This window comes from Clostridium sp. AF29-8BH (assembly GCF_003478145.1).
In the GTDB taxonomy this organism is placed as follows: Bacteria; Bacillota; Clostridia; order Lachnospirales; family Lachnospiraceae; genus Otoolea; species Otoolea fessa.
In genome coordinates this window covers 253,163-273,666 of the sequence record NZ_QUEL01000001.1, presented here as the reverse complement: position 1 = coordinate 273,666, position 20,504 = coordinate 253,163, and the positions used below count along the sequence as shown (strand labels likewise).

Genomic DNA, 20,504 nt, shown 5'->3' with positions numbered 1-20,504 from the left:
CCAGTTCTTTCAGGACTGCGGTAAATCCGGATTTGCCTCGATCTCCTCGCGGTCCTTTACCAGGCTGTCCCTGCGCTTTCCGCAGTCCTTCAGCCCATATGCCGCGCCAAAATCGTAGTGTCCGCCGTCCCAGTCGATCTCCTTGATCGCATCACGGTATTTGATAACCTGTGAAAGTGCCTCTTTATCGGCCCGCTGAACCACCTGTAATTCTTCCAGTTCTTTTCTGGACTGTTCCAGCTGGCAGCGGATCGCGTCTGCGCCGAGACACAGCTCGGTCCGTCTCATATCCATCATCGCAACCGCATAGCTCTTCGCCAGCATGCCATCCCGCATGAGTCCGCCCTTCGGGTATTCATGCAGCTCTTCCAGATTTTCACAGAGATGAATGCCGTTTAACAGATAATTGGCGTAACGTCTCGCATAGACGTTCGGGATCCGCAGAATCTCCGCCGCGGAACCTTCCACCGCCTCTGTTTCCGGAAGCTTATCCGTGATCACGACATTTCCATCATAGATCCGCTCTTTCTGTAAAATCTGCATCGCCTTATGGCAGTGCGCGCCGTCCACGATGATATAGAAACGCTTTCTTCCCAGAAATGTCTCAACCGCCTTTCTCCACTCCGGAGCGGTCACCTCCTGGACCAATTCGGCAAAAATGTGGACCTCGGTCTGGATACCCTGTTTTTCTAACCCTCTCTGAATCTTATTCCGGGCATTTTCCACCTCCGCCGGGAACACAAGGATATTCGATTCCAGACGGCGGATCTTCTCCTGCAGCGCCCCTATCTCTTTTTCGCGCTCTTTACACTGATCCTGCAGGTGGATCTTATTTTCCTCATAGATGCCATCCTGACGGTGCACCTTCTCGCGGAATGCGTCAAACGCCTCCCGCTTCTTCGCCGTCTCCCCATCCGCCTGTTCCAGTGTCTCCAGATAGGTGTTTTCCGAGGATAAGGACGGAAGATCTGCTTCCAGAAGCTTGATAAGCGCGCTTATCTTCTTCTTCAATTTCAAAATCTGCGCCAGCTTGTCCTCCCAGTTCTTTTTCTCACGATCCGCTTCCTCGATCTGGCGTTTCAGGGAATCCAGGCTTTCCTGCATTCCCTTGACCATATCGTTATTTTCTGCAATTCGCAGGCGTTCCTGTGCGGCTTCCTGCTGCCGGATGAGCTCTCCCGCCCGCTCGGTCAGGCGCCCGTACTGGTCTTTTAAAGCCTGATAACGGTTTTTCGTCTGCTTTTCTTCCTCTTCCTTCTCCCGGAGCGCCTGATACGAAAGCATCAGCTCCCGGATGCGGAGTACCCGCTTTTTCTTCTCGTATTCATCACTCTGGCGAAGCACCTCTTCGAGCTGGATTTTGCCCTGTCTGAGACTCTCATAGAGTTCCCGCAGGCGCTCAAACTGGCGCTTCTGCTCGCGCAGTTCCTCCAGCGACTGGACTTTTCCCGGTTCCAGGACACAGTCCTGAATAAACTGGTCGATATTATTTTCCGGGTTAAATGCCATCATTTTCAGAAGCTTTGTCCGGTATTTGGCTGCGTCCACGCGGAGTCCCAGCGCCCGGAGTACCGCCTCCGTGCCGCGGTCCCGTCCCATAAAAGAGGAAAGCTTCATCGCCTCGCCATTCACTGTCAGCTCATTTTTCGGCGTGATGCGGAGTGCATTTCCCTCAATCCGTGTAAAATCGATATCGTCAATCGCCGCCCCTGGACAGATAAACCAGCTGCTGACCGGCTTGCCAGACTCACTTGGAGACTCAATGCATACTCCGACCGTGAGCGGCACTCCCAGCGTCGGATCGGAAAATTCCATCGCAATATAGCTGACAACGCTGCCATTTCTCAAATAACGCGCCTCGCCATTACTGCGCGTGTCGCCGCGCACATAGCCAAGCACCGTCCGGTCTCGGTCCTTCGCCGCCTTGTTAAACTGCGTGTTGCCCGTCAGGAGATAGGTCATCGCATCAAGCACCGTCGATTTTCCGCTTCCGTTGACACCGGTCACCAGGGTCGAACCTTCCAGCTCGATACAGACATTCTGGAAACGCGACCACTGGACCATCAAAAGTTTTTTCGCCGATTTCCTATTCATGATCGTCTGATTCTTCATCGCCGTCTTCCTCCTCTTTTGTCAGCTCCGTTTCCCATTCGTCCTCACGGCTCCACTTTTCCTGCATCCGCCGGTTGACATTTTCCACAAATTTGCCAAACTCCTGTGGTTCCAGCACAAACTGCATCGACGGATAAAGACAGATCCGGCAGTCCTCCTCGCCGAGCTTTCCAATCACCTGCAGAAGCTGATATTTGGTAAACAGCGTCAGAATCGATGCAAAACTGCTCTTGTCAATCTGATCCCGAATGCCGTATTTTTCCATCTCATAGCGCAGATCGGTCACCGAAATCTCAATATTTTTCGAAAGATTTCCAGAACGCACCCGGTCCGCATAGAGAGTCCAGAGGCAGCATAAAACCACACTTTCCATCTTTTTGAGTGTCACATGGTTGATCTGCAGTTTTCCATTCTCGCCGAGATCCCGGCAGTTCTGCAGCATAATCACGCCATTTTCCCGGTCAATTACAATATCGTATCCGATATATCCCAGGTACGCTGAAAATGGTTCCGAACGCTTGGAGACAAAATAGTACGCTTTTTTGCTGTCCTCGTCACGGTCGCGCACGATAAAGGTCTGCTTCAGAAGACGCCTGACACTTTTCTGGAACATGTCCTTCTCAGAGGATGTATATTCATTCCATATTTCTTCAAATCCCATGTTTTATTTCTCCTTCCGGCGTTCGATTTTAAAGCGCCGCAGAAGCATCTGCTGCGTTTCCAGATAACCATCCTCCGCCTGTATCTCATACCCATTTTCCGAACCATAGGCAACCGCCGAGAGCGCGCTTAAAAGATCCCGCTTGCTCTTCATCGGAACCTCCTCGCTGGATATCTCCGTCCGATCTCCTAAAAGCGCCTCCAGATAATTCTTCATCTTATCCTTCGAATACGGGTTCTCTGCCTCCCTCTCCTGTGCCTCCCTCGCACGATCGATGTCCTCCTGTGTCATTTCTTCCAGCTCCGCATAGGTTGCCTCGCGGATCATCTGCTCCCGTCGCGGATAGCGGATCGAGTCGGTATCGATAAACTCATTATTTTCCAGCAAAAACAACCCGTTCATCGACTCCGGCAGTTCTTCCTTCCAACCGAGTGTGTTCATCTCCGCCGCAATCACGCGGATCGTCTGCTCGACATGCCCGCGCACATCGCTGTCCCGGTTTTGAAGAAATCTCGCGCGTCCAATCGCAATCTGTAAATAGATATTAATTTTATGCTTGATATCCCGCATGATCTGGTCGTAATCGACTGAGAAAAACTGCAGAATCGTCTGGATCATATCCAGCACCTTATTCTCCGCCTCAATGTGTTCCAGTTCTTCTTCCTTCGCGCATCCCGCCACCAGGCCCTCAAACAGCTCCTGCCGGTTCTGCATCGCTTCCAGCTTTGACCGGATAAAGGAACGGTACATATGAATATTCTGCTGTTTCGTCAGACGCGCGTACTCGCGGATAAAATCGCCCTCACAGTATTCGAGGACGTTCTCGGTCAGACTTTCCAGGCTTTCCTCGCGCACCATCCGCTCGATGATTTTTTTGATAAAGGTCGCCAGGCGCTTGAGCGCACCGGAGAGCTGTTTCGCGTTGCGGTAGACCGAGCGCAGCGCATTGACATAGATATCCGGTTCCCACTGGTCGGGATTCTGCAAAATATTATAAATATTGAAAATATAACTTGAAAATTCTTCCCACTCCGGCTTCATCATCTTCTGGAGAAATTCTGCCAGAAAGACGCCCTGCTCCGTCATCATGATATGCTTCTCATACGTCGCATCGTCCGTATCCTCCTCCAGCCATCCGACCTCTTTCGAGCAGAATTTGCGGATCACGGAATTGGCAAGCTGGTTGTAATTCCGGTCGGTTGTCATCTCATCGTCCAAATAATCAATGTGATTTTCCAGAAGATAGATGGCAAGCGCATCCCGGATGCGGCTGCGGGCAATGCGGTAGGTGATCTCCCGGTCATACTCATGATAAATGAGCAGAAGACAGTCCGAATAAATGCGGTTGCTGCTGCCGCTTGCCAGGCAGTTGAAAAAGCCGATTGGGAGAGCGTCAAAAAGGTTTTTATTTATACTCACGGTGTATTCCTTCCATATATTTATCTGTATTTAATTATATACTCTATACTGGGAAAATGGCAAGGCTTGGACTGTTTGGTCTGTGATTCCGGTTATTTCAAAGAGACGTTTCCGCCTTTGTTTAACGTGCTCACAAACTGCATCACACATTCTCTCAGCTTTGCAATGCTCCCATTCTCCTCCGCCCCCGGCTTCATACCCATTCCTATTTCCCGGATGCAGGTCGGGGAAACCGGAACGCAGTAGACATCTTCGGTATTTCCGCGGATCATCAGTTCAGACATCATTGAAATGCCCAGCCCTTTTCCCACCATGCGGATCACCGTCTCATCATCCACATAGACAGACTGCTCCTTTGCCCTGACTCCCTCTTTTGCAAATGCGGCGTGTACATCGATGTCAAACCGCCCGTAAGGCATCAGGAAATCTTTTCCTTCAAATTCACGCAGCGGAAATTCTTTGCGCCCATTTAAGGGATACTGCTTTGGCAGAATCGCATACAAAAGTTCATGATACAGCGGAATCCACTCGCATTTCGGTTCTTTCTGTCTGCTCGCAAAAATGACATCCGTCTTTCCGCTCTGTAATAATTCAAATGGTTCCAGCGCATGATCGACCATGCGGAGATCAACGTCCACCTTCGGGCAGAGGCGGCGGAACCGGTATAAAATCTCCGGCATCCAGTACATCGCGATGCTCGCATATGCCGCCACACGGATCGACTCCTCCTGCTGTTCCCGCACCGCCTGAATCTTATTTTCCAGGGTGGCATTTGCCTGCAAAAACTGGCGGATATCCGGCAACAGGTTTTCTCCCGCCTCCGTCAGCGCGATGCCGCTGTAACTGCGGCGGATCAACGGAAATCCAATCTCCCGCTCCAGGCTGTCCACCAGATGGGTCAGCCCCGACTGCGTGTAGCCAACTACCTCGGATGCTTTCGAAAAACTTCCAAGATCTACCGCCGTCATCAATATTTCCAGTTTTTTGGCATCCATGCCGCACCTCCTTTTAGAATATTACATTTTGTCATATTTCTATTATAAACTAGATTTTCACAAACCACAAGGAAGGCTTTATAATGATGATTAGAAAAGAGTTTTCAATTGTTACTGTTCACGGGTAGGCACTTTTGGAACCGAAAGTGCCGTAAGAAAACGTGGTGGCAGCAGGAATTTGCCGTATTTAAATGCGAAGCCACGGCAAATTCCGTTACTGGACACGTATGCGTGAACAGTAACTTTCAATTCTCATGTAAAAGGAGTGAATATCTATGACGCAGACCTGTCTTTCCCATAAGCAGCGGCTTTTAGTTGCCGGAACATTATTCGGCATGTTCTTTGGCGCCGGAAATCTGATTTTTCCGGTACATCTCGGTCAGCTTGCCGGACGCCAGTTTCTCCCGGCAGCGATTGGATTTATTCTGACTGCCGTCGGCATTCCGATCCTGGGTGTTGCCGCGATCGGAAGCACACATTCGGAGGGACTTCAGGATCTGTCCCGCCGCGTCGGACACAGATATAGCTATTTCTTTACCTGTCTGCTCTACCTGACAATCGGACCGTTTTTCGCTATTCCGCGGTGCGCTACGACCTCCTTTACCGCCGGAGTCAGACCTCTTTTAGGAACACAGCTTTCCGAACAGACTATGCTGTTTTTGTTTTCGCTGATCTTCTTTGCGCTGGTGTTTGTATTTTCCATTCGTCCAGGCAGCATCACGCTCTGGATCGGAAAAATCATCAATCCGCTGTTTCTTCTGTTTCTAGGCGTTCTGATTGTGACTGCCCTGCTTCATCCGAGCATCGAGGTTTCAGCGGCAGTTCCCGATGCCTCTTATCAGAATGGAGCTTTCTTTTCCGCGCTCTCCCAGGGCTATGAAACCATGGATGCGATTGCCGGACTCGCATTCGGGATCGTGGTCATTTCGGTTATCCGCCAGATGGGCGTGCGGGAAGATTCAACCATTGCAAAAGAGGTTCTGCATTCCGGTATGCTGGCCGGGCTTCTGATGGCATTTATCTATCTGCTTACCATCCTGATTGGAGTACAGTCACTGGGACAATTCGAACTTTCAGAAAACGGCGGCATTGCCCTCTCCCAGATTGCAGACTACTACCTTGGACGGATGGGCTCCTGGATCCTCGCCATCGCGATCACATTCGCCTGCCTCAAGACCTCCATCGGGCTTGTAACGAGCTGTGCGGAAACCTTTGTGAAACTGTTTCCCCATGCCCTTTCCTACCGTGCATGGGCGGTCGTTTTTACCCTTTTTTCACTCATTGTGTCAAATATAGGACTGTCCGCTATCATCACTTACTCGGTTCCTGTTTTGATGCTGATTTACCCGCCAGCCATCACGCTGATTCTCCTGGCGCTGCTTGGAAATGCATTCCAGCATAACAAAAAAGTCTATGTCTGCGTTACCATTTGTTCCTGGGCAGCTTCCATCTTTGACTTTTTAGCAGCTCTGCCGTACGAAATGCAGTCTGCCCTACATCTGGAACCCGTCATCGCATTTGCCAGACATACGCTTCCGCTGTTTGATTTGAACCTCGGATGGATTCTGCCGTCGCTTGTCGGGCTTTGTATTGGACTTCTCTGGAGACAGAAAGAAAAATCAGCAGACCGCTCACACCTTCCTGTATTCCCCATATCTTAATAGTATGAACGAACCGCAGGAGGCAACCATGAAACGAACTAAATTTGCAGCTGCCCTGGCTGTGCTCACTCTGCTTACCACCCTGACCGGGTGTGGACAGGCGAAGGAGGCGGACGGGGCGCTTGAACCGGTCACACTCAATGAGGTAGCCCACTCGATTTTTTATGCGCCGCAGTACGCCGCCATCGAGCTGGGCTATTTTAAGGATGAAGGCATCGCTCTGACACTCGTAAACGGTGCCGGTGCCGACAAGGTTATGACCTCGCTCATCTCCGGGGATGCCGATATCGGATTCATGGGCTCAGAGGCAAGTATCTATGTCTACCAGGAAGGTTCCGCCGATTATGCTGTCAATTTTGCCCAGCTGACCCAGCGTGCCGGAAACTTTCTCGTTGGACGAAGTGCCGAACCAGACTTTTCCTGGCAGGATCTGAAAGGCAAAAAGGTGCTTGGCGGGCGCGCGGGTGGAATGCCGGAAATGGTCTTTGAGTATATTTTAAAGAAAAATGGCATCGATCCAAAAAATGACCTGACCATCGATCAGAGTATCAATTTCGGGCTGACAGCGGCGGCGTTTACGAGTAATGATGCGGATTACACGGTCGAGTTCGAGCCCTTCGCCACCACCCTTGAAACCGAAGGAAATGGCACCGTTGTCGCCTCGCTCGGCGTCGATTCCGGTTATGTCCCCTACACCGCCTACTGTGCAAAGCAGAGCTATCTAAATAGGCATCCGGAAATTATCCAGTCGTTCACGAATGCCATCCAGAAGGGCTTAGCTTACGTCAACTCCCACAGTGCGGATGAAATCGCCGAGACAATCCAACCTCAGTTTCCGGAAACAGACCGCGCGGCAATCGCCCGCATCGTTGACCGCTACAAAGCGCAGGACACCTGGAAAAATGATACCATTTTCCACAGGGACAGCTTTGAGCTTCTGGAAAATATTCTGGAAGAAGCAGGTGAACTCAAGGAACGGATTCCTTATGAAAAACTGGTAACGACCACGTATTCTGAAAAAGCGGCTGGATTGCAGAATGAATAACCAGCAAAAAAGAATGTGCCTTGGCACATCCGGGCGTCTCGCGCGGTCGCTTGCGACAACCTACATCTTCGCGCGAGTGCGCATCATTGGCACGTTAGTGCCTTTTTGTGTAATAGGAAATTCCAAGGAATTTCCTATTACACAAAAAAGAGCTGTCATGTATCACTATTCAAACATGACAGCTCTTTATTTCTATGCCGCAAACACTCCCATTACCTTCTTAAAATAGTCCCAGAGTCCCGCTTTCTCCACCGTTTCTGCCGCTTCTATCTCCACACTTCCCAATTCCCGTCCATCCAACCGGTAGACCAGATGTCCGATCACATCACCTTCCCGAACCGGCGCTTTGCGGGATTCTTCCATCATCCACTCTTTTTCGATTCCATCCAGATTCTCTCCTTCCATCGAAAGGTAAGAAAAGGTTCCCCGCAGACGCCCTGCAACCTGTTCCTGGATGCCGCCTGCCACCGTCGTTTCCGGCACAGCTCCCGGATTTTCATCTTTATAAAGATGACAATTTGCAAACCCATAATTTAATAATGTGACCGCATCCGCAAACCGCGCCTTATAATCCGGTGCTGCCAGGATGACGGCAATCAGATCAACACCATCTTTCCGCCCGGTTGCGGACAGGCAATATTTTGCCAGCGATGTAGAACCTGTTTTCAGTCCCGTCACCTCAAAATTTGTCACCATTTTCAGCAGCTTATTCGTATTGGAAAGTCCAAATTCTTTCTCTCCCTGCTTGGTCCGGTGCGTTATATTTTCCATCCAGATCGTTGAATACTGAAAAATTTCCGGATACTTCGTGATCAATTCCCGCGACATGAGGGCAATGTCGCGCGCCGACATCGCGTGCGTCGTAGACGCCGTCAGACCGCAGCAATCCTCAAACTTTGCTGTCTCCATTCCAAGCCCTTTCGCCCGCTCGTTCATCATCGCAACAAATGCCTCCTCACTGCCGCCGATATACTCTGCCATTGCCACACTGGCATCATTTCCCGATGCAATGACGATGCACTTGATCAGCGTTTCGACCGTCTGTACCTCCCCTTCTTCCAAAAACACCTGGGATCCCCCCATGGATTTCGCATGCGCGCTGGTCGTGACCCCATCTTGCAAATGAATTTTTCCCGAATGTAACGCATCAAAAATCAGAAGCAGCGTCATAATCTTCGTCACGCTGGCTGGATTTCGCGCCTCGTCCGCATTTTTTTCGTACAAAATAGTTCCGGTGGAGGCCTCCATAAGGATCGCCTCCGGTGCCTGGACGGGAAGCTCAGCGGCATTTTCTGCTGCCTGCGCTGTCTCTGCGGTTACTGAAACGGGAATCCACAGTTCCTCCGCGTAAGATGTGAGCATACCACTTCCCCCCAATTTACCAATTCCAAGCTGTATGCCTGACACACATTCTCCCATCGTAAGCACAACCGCTACACCAATCGCTGCCAGCCCTCTCCAAGCATTTTTGTTTAAATACTCTCTTCTCCTGTCTCTGCCCCCTTCGTCCCAACACATACATTCTTTTTCCCGAAACAGCTTCTTTTTCACAAACCAACACCATTTTTCCACACGCTTCCATTTCAAATACCACGCCTCTCCCTGCATGATACATTTTTCATTCATATCTTCCTCCGTCTGCACATACTCTCTTCTCAAGATATGGCATATCCGCCCGTCCCTATACCAAAGAGAATTGTAAGAAACTGTCATAGACCACCTTTCCTTTTTATGGTATACTATAAGAACACAGACAGGCTTATAAAAACGTTTTCCGCTCTCTTTCTTGCTGTGTCGAGTCGGTGGCAAACTTTCTCGGCCTGTTATTACTATCTGACGCAAAAAACGACAGATAAATATGAATAAACAAAAGGTGAAAACTATGATGAGAAGAAATTCCTCCCTTGGAAGCGTTGGATTTTCTGCACGTGGCGGACGTTCCAGGCGACGGCACGGCGGTTCCTCCAAACTTCCGTATTTAATTTTAATCGGCATTCTGATTGTACTGCTTGGAATTGCCGCGTTCCTCTGGGTGCGCCGCTCTCCGGCAGCACATGTATCTTCGGTTCCAGCGTCAACCGAAACGGATTCTGAAAATGGAGTAATTTCCCTTGATAATGCATCTGCACCTGCTGATGACAGCCTCGAGGGTGTCATCGCTCAGGCAAAGCTTCTGGCAGACGGTTATGACTATGACGGGGCAATCAATCTCCTGTCCAGCAGTACATACGCATCTGACGAGTCCGTGACGGCAGCGATCGACGAATACAACGCCACCAAAGAAACACTGGTGCGCGCTGATCCGCGCAAAGTAACGCATGTATTCTTCCATACACTGATTATGGATACCTCGAAAGCATTTGACGGCGACAGCCGCGAAAAGGGTTATAATCAGGTCATGACGACCAAGGATGAATTTATGAAGATTCTCCAGTCGATGTATGAGCGCGGTTTCGTTCTGGTACGTCTGCACGATGTAGCATATGAGGTGACCGCAGAGGACGGTTCCAGGCATTTTCAGGAGGGCGATATCATGCTTCCGGAAGGTAAGAAACCCTTCGTCATGTCACAGGATGATGTCTGCTACTACGAATACATGGATGGCGATGGCTTTGCCTCCCGTATGATTATCGGCGAGGATGGCAAGCCAACGAACGAGATGAAGATGGACGACGGTTCTGTTTCCGTCGGTTCCTATGATCTGGTGCCGTTACTGGATGATTTCATCAAAGAGCACCCGGATTTCTCCTACCGCGGCGCAAAAGCGTGCATTGCTTTTACCGGTTACAATGGCATCCTGGGCTACCGCACCGATTCCGCCTACAATACTGACGAGTACAAAGCGGAACACCCGGATTTCAACTTTGAGGAAGAACGCGCCAACGCAGCAAAAGTCGTCCAGTGCCTGCGCGACGACGGTTTTGAAATTGCCTCCACAGCTGGGGACACCGCAACATGGGTACGATCTCCATGGATAAATTCCGTGAAGATACCGATAAATGGGCAAATGAAGTCGAAACGCTGACCGGTCCGTGTGATATCATCCTCTTCCCGTTTGGAAGCGATATTGGGGACTGGCATCCGTATGATACAAGCAGCGAGCGCTTCCAGTACCTGTACAACAAGGGGTTCCGTTACTTCTGTAACGTAGATTCCTCCCAGTATTTCGTCCAGATCGGCGACGATTATATGCGACAGGGGCGCCGGAACCTCGACGGCTACCGGATGTATTATGACCTTCCGGAAAGTGGAGTCGGCGGCGACCATTTGAGTGACCTGTTTGATGTCAACGAGGTATTTGACCGGTCAAGACCTACTCCGGTGCCGAAGATGACGGAGTAAGATAAAGCTGTAATCCAATTTTAAATAAAAGAAAGAGAAATCGAGCATTTGTTCGATTTCTCTTTCTTTTTTAAAAACCCCGGAGTCTTCCACACTCCGGGGCACACCTTTTCTTTCAAGCACAGCTTTCCGTTGCAAATCTTAGAACTGCACAATCTCCTCAATCGGCTCTGCCTTTTCCACGTAATCTGCATAAAGCATCGGACCTTCGCCCTCATACTCCGGCATATACTCATATTCTACGCGGGCACGTACTTTGACCCAGTCTTTCGTCTCAAGCAGACGGGCATTTTTTGCCTTGCACATGAAACCTAAGAACGTCATATCTGCCTCGCAGCAAGTCATCGCCATACGTCCAGGAACAAAGTTGTTCTTCGGGAAATCCGGGGTTTTCAGTACCATGCCGGTAAATTCAACGGTCTTTCCACGGTAACGGTCCGGTTTATCCATCGCATCAATATACCAGATACCATATGCCTCCGGCGGAATCTCGATCACTTCGGCATTGACATCAAATGGAAGATCCGCTTCGGTCACTTCCTCAATTTCGCCCTCTGCGTCCTCAAATACGATCTGAACCTGCGGGTTCATGCCCTTTAAAGTACGGCGGTATACATCCAGATCCTCGATCTCGTCGCAACGGTTCATGATAATCATTTCCGTGTTGCGGACCATGGCACCAATCAATGGTTTCATGTTCTGCAGGTATAAATCAAATGTGGAACCATCGATGATCGTGATCTGCTGATACAGATCCCAATCGTTCGGAAGTTTCAGGGCATCCAGATTCCACATACCGTTCCACTCCATCAGAACTCGCTCCGGATTGTAAAGAAGCTCCAGATCCTGTAGGTATTCCGGCGTCAGCTTTTCCGCTTCCTCTATATAGACAACCGCTGTATGAGTCTGCTTTAAAAGCTCCTCATCATACTCTTCCTCGCCCTCTTCGCAGACAATCAGAAGTGTTTTTCCTTCGGTCTGGAAATAATCCTGCTGCATTGTAAATTTAATAAACTGGGTTTTTCCAGCTTCCAGAAAACCATTGATGAGAAACAACGGCATCTTATCTTCATTCATAGTTCATTCTCCTTGTATTTACGCGTTGAACGCTGCCTTCAGACCCTCTTCGTCCAGCTCGGCACCGATCACGCACACCTTTCCGGTAAAATCCGGTGCTCCCTCACGGATCTCAGCCTGCTCCGGAACCATATCAAAATGCAGCCATACGCCCTTTTCTTCACTCGGAACCATGCCTTTCGCACGCAGAACCTCGCCGTATTTATCACCATAAGCCAGATCATCCAGAATCTTCTGCAGATCTTCTTTCTTCATCACGCCGACATTCTCCAAGCCCCAGCTTGTAAATACATCATCTGCATGATGGTGTCCTCGTGATCGTGGTGGTGGTCATGGCAGCCACAGCCACACTCGTCATCATGGTCGTGATGATGATGCTCATGGTCATGATGATGGTGCTCATGATCGTGATCATGACAGCCACAATCGCAGTCATCGTCATGGTGATGATGCTCGTGATCATGATCATGGCAGCCACAGTCGCAGTCATCGTCATGGTGGTGATGCTCATGATCGTGGTCATGGCAGCCGCAATCGCAGTCATCGTCATGATCATGATGGTGATGATGCTCATGCATATGCTCTCTTGCCTCTTTCATCAGCTCCTCTGCCATATCATCTTCCTGCTCGATCATCTCAAGAAGCTGTGCGCCGGTCAGCTCGCTGCATGGAGTGGTCACGATGGTTGCCTTTGCATTGTGCTGGCGAAGCATCTCAACCGCGCCCTGTACCTTCTTCGGATCCGCTACATCGGTACGGCTTAACACGATCGTGCCTGCATTTTCGATCTGGTTGTTGAAAAACTCACCGAAGTTCTTCATATACATACGGCATTTGTTGACATCTACCACGGTAACCGCACTGTTTAACATAACCTCAATCTCAGAAGCTACATTTTTTACTGCATTCATAACATCAGACAGCTTGCCGACACCTGACGGCTCGATGATAACACGATCCGGCTGATATTTGGTCAGAACTTCCTCGAGGGAACGTCCAAAATCGCCGACCAGAGAGCAGCAGATACAGCCGGAGTTCATCTCACGGATCTCGATGCCAGCGTCTTTTAAAAAACCGCCGTCAATGCCGATCTGTCCAAATTCATTTTCAATCAGAACGACTTTCTCGCCTGAAATTGCTTCTTTTAAAAGCTGTTTAATAAACGTAGTCTTTCCTGCACCCAGGAAACCGGAAATAATATCAATCTTTGTCATTTTACTTACCTTCTTTTCTGTACAAATGTGTACTGACTGTAAATCATTGTCCGCCCGGTACCTGGCATCCCGGCAATGCATAGCTTTACATCGCCCGAATCTGCCGAAGTTCCGATCAGCCACTTATTATTTTACACAAATACCTAGTAAAGTCAAGCATCGGCAAAATCCCGTTACTGGGCGCGTGTGAACAGTAACGTTTTTAGCCTCACATATATGCAGCCTTTTTGAGACCAAAAACGCCCTATAAAGACACAGTAATCGTCCGCTTCCAGCTCGCCCCAGCATACACTGCCGTGATAAGCTCTGCCAGCCAGAACGCGTGCCAGACACCGGTAGGACCGATGATCCGGCTGAGCACAAATGCGATCGGAATGATAATCACGGCATAGCGCATCAGGGAAATTTTCAGAGATTTAAGTCCCATTCCAAGTCCCTCAAACGCGCCGGAAGCAATGACGGAAACCGTTGACATGACAAAGCCCGGGCTGATGATCCAGAGCGCCGTTCTGCCGATCTCCACCGTCGAAGGCGTCTGCGTAAACAGCCCCATCAGGAAATCCGGCACCAGCTCGCCAAGCAGGGTTCCCGCTGTCATGATAATGCCAACAATCATAAGGGCGCGCGGAAGATCTTTTTCACCCTCTCCTGCTCGCCTGCACCGTAATTGTAACCGATCAGCGGGCGCATTCCCTGCACCACGCCGCTGGCTCCCTGATAAAGCAATGCCTGCAGCTTGTAGTAAACACCCAGCACCAGAATATATACCTGCGAAAATGGTGCCAGAATCGCATTGAGCGCCGTCAGAAGCAGGGATGTCAGCGCCATATTGAGTGTTGCCGCGATTCCGACTGAATACATACCGCCGCAGATCTCCTTCGACGGACGCATTTCCCGCAGCGAAATCTCCACATTTAACGGTTTCACATGGTTTAAAATCAAATAAAACAGCAGCGACGCCGTCTGCCCGATTCCTGTCGCCCACGCCGCACCGCAGATTCCCAGTTCCGGCATGGGGCCTAATCCAAAGATAAAGATCGGGTCCAGCACGATATTGACGCCGCATCCAATCAAGACGGCTGCCATCGATATTTTCATCTTTCCAACCGACTGGTAGACCTTTTCATATGCCATTCCCATCGTGTCAATCGTTGAAAACAGAAACACATTGCAAAAATACGTCAGTCCGTAGGAAATCGTTACCTCATCGCTCGTAAACATCCGCAGGAAATACGGAATCACCGCCATTCCTAAAATCGTTAAAATCATTCCATGTAAGGCACTTAAAAATACTCCCTGCGATGCTGTCTGGTTCGCCATCCGTGTTTTTCCTTCGCCAAGGCGTCTCGCCACCATCGCATTGATACCAACACCAAACCCAACCCCGGCTGCGTGCGCAAGGTTCTGGATCGGATAGACAAGCGAAACCGCCGTCATCGCGTCCTCACTGATCATTGCCACGAAAATGCTGTCCACGATATTGTAGAGTGCCCCGGCGATCATCGATATGATGACCGGGATTCCCATCGAAAGCAGCAGCGGGACAACTGGTTTTTCTTTCATGTAGGTCTGATCCATTTTTCCATCTCCATTCCCTTTTTTATTTTTCACTTTTCATGAGCGTTTCTGACACATTCTTCGCAGAAAAAACACCTGGGTTTCTTCTGCAAAGCATTTCTTATCAAATAAAAAAGAGACTACGGACTTTACTGTTTATCTCAGAAACAGTACAAACCCTATAGTCTCTTTAACGCTTAGACAAGCTATTCGATTTTCGTTTTCTATCGCCGACCAGCAACTCTGCAAGCTTTTGCTGGCGATCTGCCCATTCCGGCAACCGGATATTATTATAACCGCAAGCCATTTTATTTGTCAACCACTCCCCGGCAAATTCCTGCTGCCACCACGTTTTCTTACGGCACTTTCGGTTCCAAAAGTGCCTACCCGTGAACAGAAACATGAGCATACAGAATGTGTATGTTCTACAAAAAACATCCTATTTGCGGGCAGTAGCAGCTATCCCTCTCTGTATCAGCGAAAAGAGCAGAAACGCCGCCAGATCCACCACAACAACGCTCGCGCCCGCCGGTGTTGAGTACGTGTAGGACATCACCATTCCTCCAAAGAAACAGATCAGCGACAGAATCCCCGATGCGACGACCACGCCCCGGAAGCTCTTGAACACCCGCATGGAGGTCAGAGCCGGGAAAATAATCAGACTGGAGATCAGCATCGCGCCCATCATCCGCATTCCAATCACGATCGTGATCGCGGTCAGAACCGCTATCAGCACGTTATAGAGCGACACATTGACGCCGGTCGCCTTGGCAAAGCTCTCATCAAAGGTAACCGCAAATACTTTGTTATAGCAAAAAAGATATAATCCAAGCACCACCATGGAAAGCACCGCCGCAAACTGGACATCTTCCCGGCTCATCGCGAGAATGCTTCCAAACATATAGCTGCTGACATCGGTCGTCATACCGGTTGTCAGGGAAGTTACGATAATACCGATTGCAAGCGCACTGGCCGAGATCATCGCAATCGCAGCGTCACTCTTTACTTTTCCATGTTCCGTGATCCGCAGCAGGAAAAATGCCGCCAGCACGACCACCGGAATCGAAACCTTTAAAGGCGACCAGCCTGCCGCCAGTGCGATCGAAAGGGATCCGAACGAAACATGGGATAAACCGTCTCCAATCATTGAGTAACGTTTGAGCACCAGGCTGACACCCAGCAGAGAGGCGCAGAGAGAGACTAAAAGACCGCCGATCAGCGCCCGCACCATAAACGGGTATGATAACATTTCAGATATAATTCCCATCTTCTACACCTCCTTCTCCGCATTCCTGTCTTTCAAATGCTGTTTCGTTTCAGAATCAGTTTCCGAACCCATTTCCGGCTTCTGCATCTTCCTGATTCCATCCTTCTGCATCGGCACTCCGCATCTGTGCCCCAGAGTTGCCAGCTCTTCCCGTCCCAGGAAAGAATGAGCAATCTCACTCTTCACATATTCTTTCATCGTACCCCAGAACAGCGGCTTCTGCCGCATCTGCAAAATTTTTCCTCCCTGATGCACAATATTTGCCATATCATGGGAAACCATCAGGATTGCAACCTTTTCTTCCTGATTCAGTTTCCGGATCAGCTGGTAAAAGTCCAGAATCGCCGACGGATCGAGTCCCGTGATCGGCTCATCGAGAATCAGCAGCTTATCCGTCGCACAGAGCGCCCGCGCGATCAGAACACGCTGTTTCTGACCGCCGGAAAGCTCTCTGAAACAGCTTTTTTCCAGATCGCGGATTCCCAGACGATCCAGATTTGCCCGCGCCTCTTTCTTTTCTTTCATCGAATAAAACGGGCGGCTGCCGCGTTTTCCCAGGCACCCGGAGATAACCACCTCAAACACAGTCGCTGGAAAGTCCTTCTGCGCGTCGGTCTGCTGCGGCAGGTAACCAATACCGGCTTTTTTTAATTCTTCCGAATATTCAATCCTGCCCGAAGTCGGTTTTAAAAGTCCCAGAATGCCCTTCATCAGGGTACTTTTTCCCGAACCATTTTCCCCGACAATGCAGATGTAATCGCCCTCATTTACCTCCAGGTTCACATCCAGCACCGCATCCTGGTTTTCATAACCAAAACCTACATGCTCACATTTTAAGAGTAATCCCATCTATAATTCCTTTCACTACTGCTCTACTCTTCTATTGTCATAAACATTCACCATGGCTAAAGACTTTTTCCCATAATCATCTATTCTTTTTATGACAATCCCTTTTTCAAGTTCTTTACATTCTGCTCCATCAATTCCAGATAGGTAACGCCCGAATCAAACTGGTGTCTCGTCACATTGTGGCAGGAGTGGAACAACAGTGGTTCCGCGCCCGTCTCTTCCCCGATGATCTCCGCCACGCGCGGGCTGGAAAGCTCCAGGTAATAGACGGCTGGTATCTGTTCCTCCCGCACCTTATCGATCAGGTAGGCGATGGTCTTGGCACTCGGCTCCGTATCCGTACTGCATCCTGAAAATGCCGCCCTGTATTCCAGCCCATACTCATCGAAAAAGTACCGGAGTGGAAATTTATCACCGAAAACGACGAGACGGCGCTTGGCATGGGAGACAACTTCTCTGAATTCTGCATCCAATTCCGTCAATTTATCCTGATAGGACGCGCAGTTTTCCGCATAGGAAGCCGCGTGCGCCGGATCTTCCTGTGCCAGCACCTCCGCCAGCACGCCGGCCAGCTTTTTCGCATTGACCGGGGATGTCCAGATGTGCTCGTCATATTCAATCTCGACGCCGTGACCATCGTCCTCATCCAGATACTCTTGAGCGTGATCTTCATCATGAACCGCCACATCTTCCATATCATGCTCATCCTCGCTGTGAATATGCTCTTCTGTGTCGTGTTCTTCTTCACTGTAAACATGGTCCTCTGGCTCATGTTCTTCTTCACTGTGAGCATGATCTTCCGACTCATGATCGTGATCACCCGCATGAACTGTTCCATCCGCATGAACATGCGTATGTCCATGATCGTGCGCCTCTCCATCTTCCATGCCCTCGACGATCTCCTCCTGCACTACATCCACGCAGTCCATCATCGTCACGACGCGCTTCGGTCCGGTGCCTTCCCCGAAGGAATCAAGCACCTGCGAAAGCCACTGTTCCATCGTACCGCCGTTGCAGACTAACAGATCTGCATTCTGGATCGTGATCATGTCCGCCGGCGTCGGCTCGAACGAATGGCTGTCCATGCCCGCCGGAACAACCATCGTCAGCCGGATCGAATCCCCGGCAATCTGCCGGAGAAAATCGTAATACGGAAATAGCGTCGTCACAACGTTTAAGCGCGTATCACCAGACGCATCTGCCCCTTTTAACGGATTCGACGATGAATCAGACGATGCAGTTCCCCGCCGTGGCGTACACGCTGTAAGAACACAGGAAAAGGCAATCAAAAAAGCAAGCATCCATGATATCCATTTACATTTAAATCCATTCTTGTGTTTTACCATATTTCTTTTTTACCCTTAACTTCTTCTATTTCAGTAAATGTTTTTCAATAAACATTTCGAATTACTCTTTCAAATATCATTTTCTTTCACAACTGTTTCTCTTTTCACAGCTATGAACAAACACAGACACTACTCCATTCTTCCATGTGACTCATTCTTTTTCTTCACAATCTCCGCTACTTCCGACGGATGTGCCACAATATACTGCGGATGGCAGCCTTCCAGCTCTTCCCGGTCACGGAAGCCCCAGAGCACGCCGACCGTGTCCATTCCGGCATTCAGCCCAGTTTCCATATCTGTATTCGTATCGCCCAGATACAGACACTCTTCCTGTTTTATACCCAGTTCCCGGCAGATGGCGAACGCCCCGTCTGGAGCCGGTTTTTTCGGCGTTCCCGCCTGCTCGCCGCGCACCACATCAAAATATCCTTTCCCAAAGAATGTCTCAATATTCACAATTGCCTGATCATGCGGCTTGTTCGAAAGGACAGCCACATGTACACCCATCTCTTTTAACGACGCCAGCAGTTCCCGGATACCGTCATATGGCTCTACGTCTTTCAGGCAGTATTTAGAGAAATTCTCCATATAAATCGGAAGCGACGCTTCATAATGAACCAACTTCTCGTCCCCCGCCAGCACCAGCGCGCGCTTCATCTGCATCCGGTATCCATTTCCCACGATCCGTTTCGTTTCCTCCGGTGTAACATGGCGCAGTCCGAATGCATCCAATGTTAAATTTGTCACATAAGTCAGCGCATAAACCGTATTTAAAAGAGTTCCATCCAAATCAAATATACATAAGCGGTACATTGCGTTTCTTCCTTTCTGTTTCCATCTTTTCTTGTAACTTTTTTGTTACTGTTCACGCATACGTGCTCAGTAACGGAATTTGCCGTGGCTTCGCATTTAAATACGGCAAATTCCTGCTGCCACCACGTTTTCTTACGGCACTTTCGGTTCCAAAAGTGCCTACCTGTGAACAGTACCACTTTTTCCCCTCACAGCCGTTTCATACTTTCACAGCTACAGGCAATCATCCATACAAACTCATCTTCAACCAAACATATCACCCCGCAAATCACGATGTTTCCTGCCTCTCCTTCTGCATCTGCTCTTCACGCTCCCGCTTCGAGAACACGCATCCGCAGTAATTCTGCCGGTATAGATGATACTGCGCCGACAGCTCGATCGAGCGCTTATATCCCTCTTTTTTCTTGAAATCCGACGGCAGAAATGCCACATGATACTCTTCTCCCATCGCCTGCCCGATCGTATTGAGGCGCCCGGCATTTTTGAGCGGACTGATCGTGAGGGTCGTCGTGAACCAGTCATAGCCGCCCTCGGCTGCCAGCTTCGCCGCTTCCCGTAGGCGCATCTCAAAACAAATACCGCAGCGCTCGCCGCCCTCCGGATCCTTCTCATGCCCCCGGACTGCCTCATAGTAGCATTCCGGGTCGTATTTTCCTTCTACAAACCGGATCGGATGCACCGCTGGAAGCTCCCGGATCAGCCGCTGTACCTCCTCCGTGCGCGCCTCATATTCCTCTTTCGGTGAAATATTCGGATTGTAGTAGAACACCGTAATCGAAAAATACTGCGACAGATATTCCAGCACGTAGCTGCTGCACGGCGCACAACAGCTGTGGAGAAATAAAGTCGGAACTCTGCCGTCCCGGACTGCTGCATCCAGCACTTTTTCCATTTCTTTCTGATAATTCCGTCTCGCCGTCTGTGTCTTTCTGGCTGGCGGATTTTTCATTGGTTCCGACATTTTTCTCTCCTCTTTCTATAAGTTCCCATCTGTCCGTGCATTTTCCTTCTAGCACACGATACTTCTATCCGAAACGCTTCTTTCCTGACAAACATCATTTCCATCCTTAGACGTCATATGAAGATATGCACAATAATTCATATTCTTCAAAACTTGAAAAAGCAGCCTGTACCCACGGACGGGTA

General features: G+C 49.7%; 16 protein-coding genes and 2 pseudogenes. 4 read left to right on the top strand and 14 right to left on the bottom strand.

The window, feature by feature from the left end:
* Positions 1-9 precede the first annotated feature (9 nt).
* From DWZ16_RS01200 to DWZ16_RS01185, 4 genes are all read right to left on the bottom strand, one after another.
* The gene (locus DWZ16_RS01200; protein WP_118522134.1) at positions 10-2,112 is read right to left on the bottom strand and encodes an ATP-binding protein; all 2,103 of its coding nucleotides are present in this window, start codon (positions 2,110-2,112) and stop codon (positions 10-12) included.
* Positions 2,087-2,773 (bottom strand): DUF4194 domain-containing protein, encoded by a 687-nt coding sequence (locus DWZ16_RS01195; protein ID WP_022359826.1) that lies wholly within the window; start codon positions 2,771-2,773, stop codon positions 2,087-2,089. Before DWZ16_RS01195 ends, DWZ16_RS01200 begins: the two co-directional genes overlap by 26 nt.
* Positions 2,774-2,776: 3 nt before the next feature.
* A complete protein-coding gene (locus tag DWZ16_RS01190; protein ID WP_118522133.1) occupies positions 2,777-4,192 on the bottom strand; it encodes a Wadjet anti-phage system protein JetA family protein in 1,416 nt (471 codons plus the stop codon).
* A gap of 92 nt (positions 4,193-4,284) precedes the next feature.
* Entirely contained in the window at positions 4,285-5,187 is a 903-nt protein-coding gene (locus DWZ16_RS01185; protein WP_118522132.1) for a LysR family transcriptional regulator, read from the bottom strand.
* Between the two features lie 275 nt (positions 5,188-5,462).
* Between DWZ16_RS01185 and brnQ the strand changes: the two genes are divergently transcribed.
* Both brnQ and DWZ16_RS01175 read left to right on the top strand, forming a co-directional pair.
* Positions 5,463-6,848, top strand: coding sequence for a branched-chain amino acid transport system II carrier protein (brnQ, locus tag DWZ16_RS01180; protein WP_118522131.1), 1,386 nt, complete (start codon positions 5,463-5,465; stop codon positions 6,846-6,848).
* A 28-nt stretch (positions 6,849-6,876) separates the two neighbouring features.
* A complete protein-coding gene (locus DWZ16_RS01175) occupies positions 6,877-7,893 on the top strand; it encodes an ABC transporter substrate-binding protein (RefSeq protein WP_118468016.1) in 1,017 nt (338 codons plus the stop codon).
* Between the two features lie 192 nt (positions 7,894-8,085).
* Here DWZ16_RS01175 and DWZ16_RS01170 read toward each other — a convergent pair whose 3' ends face one another.
* Positions 8,086-9,552 (bottom strand): D-alanyl-D-alanine carboxypeptidase family protein, encoded by a 1,467-nt coding sequence (locus DWZ16_RS01170; protein ID WP_243021878.1) that lies wholly within the window; start codon positions 9,550-9,552, stop codon positions 8,086-8,088.
* Positions 9,553-9,775: 223 nt separating this feature from the next.
* On the opposite strand from DWZ16_RS01170, the gene DWZ16_RS01165 reads away from it, so the two are divergent.
* Together DWZ16_RS01165 and DWZ16_RS16430 are read left to right on the top strand one after the other, a co-directional pair.
* The gene (locus DWZ16_RS01165; RefSeq protein WP_412694263.1) at positions 9,776-10,918 is read left to right on the top strand and encodes a hypothetical protein; all 1,143 of its coding nucleotides are present in this window, start codon (positions 9,776-9,778) and stop codon (positions 10,916-10,918) included.
* A complete protein-coding gene (locus DWZ16_RS16430; RefSeq protein WP_412694262.1) occupies positions 10,849-11,235 on the top strand; it encodes a hypothetical protein in 387 nt (128 codons plus the stop codon). The genes DWZ16_RS01165 and DWZ16_RS16430 overlap by 70 nt, the downstream gene beginning before the upstream one ends.
* Before the next feature lie 141 nt (positions 11,236-11,376).
* Here DWZ16_RS16430 and DWZ16_RS01160 read toward each other — a convergent pair whose 3' ends face one another.
* The 9 genes and pseudogenes from DWZ16_RS01160 to DWZ16_RS01120 all read right to left on the bottom strand — a co-directional run bounded on the left by DWZ16_RS01160 (position 11,377) and on the right by DWZ16_RS01120 (position 20,319).
* A complete protein-coding gene (locus DWZ16_RS01160; RefSeq protein WP_022359817.1) occupies positions 11,377-12,312 on the bottom strand; it encodes a GTP-binding protein in 936 nt (311 codons plus the stop codon).
* Positions 12,313-12,330: 18 nt separating this feature from the next.
* A pseudogene (locus DWZ16_RS01155) lies at positions 12,331-13,526 on the bottom strand (CobW family GTP-binding protein).
* 244 nt (positions 13,527-13,770) lie between these two features.
* The gene (locus DWZ16_RS16425) at positions 13,771-14,142 is read right to left on the bottom strand and encodes an MATE family efflux transporter (protein ID WP_412694261.1); all 372 of its coding nucleotides are present in this window, start codon (positions 14,140-14,142) and stop codon (positions 13,771-13,773) included.
* Positions 14,139-15,104: an MATE family efflux transporter gene (locus DWZ16_RS01150; RefSeq protein WP_412694260.1), complete on the bottom strand. Its 966-nt coding sequence runs from the start codon at positions 15,102-15,104 to the stop codon at positions 14,139-14,141. Before DWZ16_RS01150 ends, DWZ16_RS16425 begins: the two co-directional genes overlap by 4 nt.
* A 418-nt stretch (positions 15,105-15,522) precedes the next feature.
* On the bottom strand, positions 15,523-16,350 hold the full coding sequence (locus DWZ16_RS01140) for a metal ABC transporter permease (RefSeq protein WP_107000157.1): 828 nt from the start codon (positions 16,348-16,350) through the stop codon (positions 15,523-15,525).
* Positions 16,351-16,497: 147 nt separating this feature from the next.
* Positions 16,498-17,199: pseudogene (locus DWZ16_RS01135) on the bottom strand (ABC transporter ATP-binding protein); the annotation flags it as partial.
* 89 nt (positions 17,200-17,288) lie between these two features.
* Positions 17,289-18,545, bottom strand: coding sequence for a metal ABC transporter substrate-binding protein (locus DWZ16_RS01130; RefSeq protein ID WP_118472054.1), 1,257 nt, complete (start codon positions 18,543-18,545; stop codon positions 17,289-17,291).
* A 129-nt stretch (positions 18,546-18,674) separates the two neighbouring features.
* Positions 18,675-19,358, bottom strand: coding sequence for an HAD family hydrolase (locus DWZ16_RS01125; RefSeq protein ID WP_118522130.1), 684 nt, complete (start codon positions 19,356-19,358; stop codon positions 18,675-18,677).
* A gap of 268 nt (positions 19,359-19,626) precedes the next feature.
* Positions 19,627-20,319 (bottom strand): epoxyqueuosine reductase QueH, encoded by a 693-nt coding sequence (locus DWZ16_RS01120; protein WP_118522129.1) that lies wholly within the window; start codon positions 20,317-20,319, stop codon positions 19,627-19,629.
* Between the last annotated feature and the right edge of the window lie 185 nt (positions 20,320-20,504).

Bases quoted from the DNA above. Each gene is read 5' to 3' on its own strand.
- DWZ16_RS01185 (WP_118522132.1), bottom strand. From the start codon at position 5,187: ATGGATGCCAAAAAACTGGAAATATTGATGACGGCGGTAGATCTTGGA.
- DWZ16_RS01195 (WP_022359826.1), bottom strand. From the start codon at position 2,773: ATGGGATTTGAAGAAATATGGAATGAATATACATCCTCTGAGAAGGAC.
- brnQ (WP_118522131.1), top strand. From the start codon at position 5,463: ATGACGCAGACCTGTCTTTCCCATAAGCAGCGGCTTTTAGTTGCCGGA.
- DWZ16_RS01125 (WP_118522130.1), bottom strand. From the start codon at position 19,358: ATGTACCGCTTATGTATATTTGATTTGGATGGAACTCTTTTAAATACG.
- DWZ16_RS01175 (WP_118468016.1), top strand. From the start codon at position 6,877: ATGAAACGAACTAAATTTGCAGCTGCCCTGGCTGTGCTCACTCTGCTT.
- DWZ16_RS01165 (WP_412694263.1), top strand. From the start codon at position 9,776: ATGATGAGAAGAAATTCCTCCCTTGGAAGCGTTGGATTTTCTGCACGT.
- DWZ16_RS16430 (WP_412694262.1), top strand. From the start codon at position 10,849: ATGGGTACGATCTCCATGGATAAATTCCGTGAAGATACCGATAAATGG.
- DWZ16_RS01160 (WP_022359817.1), bottom strand. From the start codon at position 12,312: ATGAATGAAGATAAGATGCCGTTGTTTCTCATCAATGGTTTTCTGGAA.
- DWZ16_RS01140 (WP_107000157.1), bottom strand. From the start codon at position 16,350: ATGGGAATTATATCTGAAATGTTATCATACCCGTTTATGGTGCGGGCG.
- DWZ16_RS01120 (WP_118522129.1), bottom strand. From the start codon at position 20,319: ATGTCGGAACCAATGAAAAATCCGCCAGCCAGAAAGACACAGACGGCG.
- DWZ16_RS01150 (WP_412694260.1), bottom strand. From the start codon at position 15,104: ATGGATCAGACCTACATGAAAGAAAAACCAGTTGTCCCGCTGCTGCTT.
- DWZ16_RS01200 (WP_118522134.1), bottom strand. From the start codon at position 2,112: ATGAAGAATCAGACGATCATGAATAGGAAATCGGCGAAAAAACTTTTG.
- DWZ16_RS16425 (WP_412694261.1), bottom strand. From the start codon at position 14,142: ATGATTGTTGGCATTATCATGACAGCGGGAACCCTGCTTGGCGAGCTG.
- DWZ16_RS01130 (WP_118472054.1), bottom strand. From the start codon at position 18,545: ATGGTAAAACACAAGAATGGATTTAAATGTAAATGGATATCATGGATG.